1 protein-coding gene is annotated in these 2,382 nt (G+C 53.3%); it reads left to right on the top strand.

Going from position 1 to position 2,382, the window contains the following annotated elements:
- The coding region (locus tag B2633_RS07575) for an efflux RND transporter permease subunit (protein ID WP_483169988.1) at window positions 1-2,292 on the top strand (2,292 nt) is incomplete at its 5' end.
- Window positions 2,293-2,382: the final 90 nt, after the last annotated feature.

Here is a 2,382-nt window from a genome sequence, read left to right as displayed (position 1 = left end):
GTGGGTGTTCACTGCCTTAAACAGAGTGACGCCAACACGGTAAAGGCCTGTGAAGCGGTCAAAGTGGAACTGGAAAAGATAAAGCAGGAATTGAATATGGATCTGGATATTGCGGTGGTTATGGACCAGTCCCAGTATATCCAGCAATCTATTCAAAGCACGGTGAGGATGATTCTGGAAGGATCCCTTCTGGCCATGGTGGTATTGTTTCTATTCTTGCGCAAAGCTCGCAGCACCTTGATCGTCTTTACCTCCATCCCGCTTTCTATCATCGCCACCTTTGTGGTCATGTATTTCAGCAATTACACTATCAACCTCATTACTATGGGCGGATTAGCCCTGGGGCTGGGGCGTATAGTGGACGACTCCATCGTGGTGTTCGAAAATATCTTTCGCCACCGCTCGCTGGGTTTATCTTCTTATGAGGCGGCCCGCAAAGGGGCCTCACAGGTTGGCAATGCGGTTATCGCAACCACATTGACGATTCTGGCGGTGTTCCTCCCCATGGCATTTGTGGAGGGCATTGCTTCGATCCTTTTTAAACCCCTGGCCATGACAGTGTGTTTCGCTATTTTCTGTTCGTTGATCGTGGCCTTAACCATTATCCCCCTGTTGTCTTCACGCTTGTTGACGAATCAGGTTATGGCCGCCCGGCCCGATCCCCGCAACCCGGTTTCCCGGCTGATAAACCGTTTAGGGGAATGGATGGACGGCTGGGGAGACCGCTATGAGGTCTTGCTGGGTAAAGTCCTGGCTCGAAGGCGGGTGGTGGTGATTGGAGTCACTATTGCCATGGTGGCCGCATGTGCGGCTATACCTCTGGTGGGGGCGGAATTCATTCCCGGTATGGACTCCGGGGAAATCTCCATAAATATTCAGACCGACAAAGGCAATCAATTGACAGAAACCGACAAGATTGCAAGACTAGCGGAGGAAAAATTGCGCGAGTTCCCCGAGGTACAGACCATTTTCAGCAGTGTCGGCAGCTCGGAGGGCATGACCATGAGTTTGGCTTCGGGAACTGATAGCGCTACATTGTATGTCAAGCTGGTCCCCAAAGGGGAACGCCAGAACGATGTAAATACTATCGCCGAACGGATGCGCACCTCGCTGCAGGAAATCGCCGGCGCCAAAATAGAGGTCTCAGCTGCTGACGCCGCTTCCATGATGGGATCCACCAGCGCCATAACAGTGCAGATTCGCGGAGCGGATCTCGAGGTTTTAAAACAACTTTCCGAACAGGTTGCGGCGATTGTCCGCCAGGTCCCGGGGACCCGCGAGGTGGTCTCCACCCTGACTGAAGGCAAACCCGAGCTGCAGATTCACATTGACCGCGCCCGGGCTGCCGCTTTCGGCCTGACCCCGATGCAGGTCTCCAATGAGATCAGTTCGGCCATGCAGGGAAAGGTGGCTACACAATACCGGGTGGACGGTCAGGAGGTGGACGTAAAGGTCGGTTTCAAACCCAGCTCAGAAAAAGACATGGATTATCTGACCAACCTTTCTATAATGAATCCCGCCGGGATTTTGGTAAAATTATCCTCGGTGGCTACCTTTGAGATTGCACAGGGTCCCATAGCCATTAACCGGGTGGACCAGGTGCGCAGCGCTCTAGTCAGCGGAGACTTGTTTAACCGGGATCTGAACAGTGTAATGCAGGATATTAAAGCCAGGGCAGATGAAATTGACCTTCCCGCGGGCTACAGTATCGAATATGTAGGCACTGACCAGGAAATGATCGAGACTTTCATCAACCTGGCCATGGCACTGATACTGGCCATAATCCTCTGTTATTCGGTTATGGCTATCCTTTACGAATCATTCTTCGATCCCTTTGTAATCATGTTCTCGGTACCCACAGCCTTTATTGGAGTGGTGCTGTCCCTGCTTCTGACCGGAATCCCTTTGAGCGTACCGGGTTTTATCGGGGTGATCATGCTGGTCGGCATCGTGGTGGCCAATGCCATCGTATTCGTGGATTATTTGAAGCAGATGCGCGAGGAGGGCATGGAGCGTGAAGAGGCCATTCTGGAAACCGGCCGGGTGCGGCTGCGGCCCATACTTATGACCGCCCTGGCTACCATACTGGCAATGCTGCCTCTGGCCCTGGGGATCGGCGAGGGCAGCGAATCCCTTCAGCCCCTGGGCATAGTGGTAATTGGCGGACTTCTGGTTTCTACCCTGGTGACCCTGGTATTGGTACCGGTGGTCTATGCCATATTTGACGACTGGTTGTCTGCGTTTAAAGCCAGAAGAGCCTCTAAAAAGGCCGCCAGCTCTCCCCCGGCCTAAGCCGGGAGCGATGGGGCCGGCGAGGCTTTCCGGGCAGTCCGTGAGGATGAATATGGTCTTGAAGTATGAAAGGTTGAGGAAAGGAAATGA

The organism is Syntrophomonas sp. UBA1041 (genome assembly GCF_002316705.1).
Classification (GTDB): domain Bacteria; phylum Bacillota; class Syntrophomonadia; order Syntrophomonadales; family Syntrophomonadaceae; genus DTU019.
Note: the sequence above shows the minus strand (reverse complement) of the source record. Positions and strands in the feature narration are given on the sequence as shown.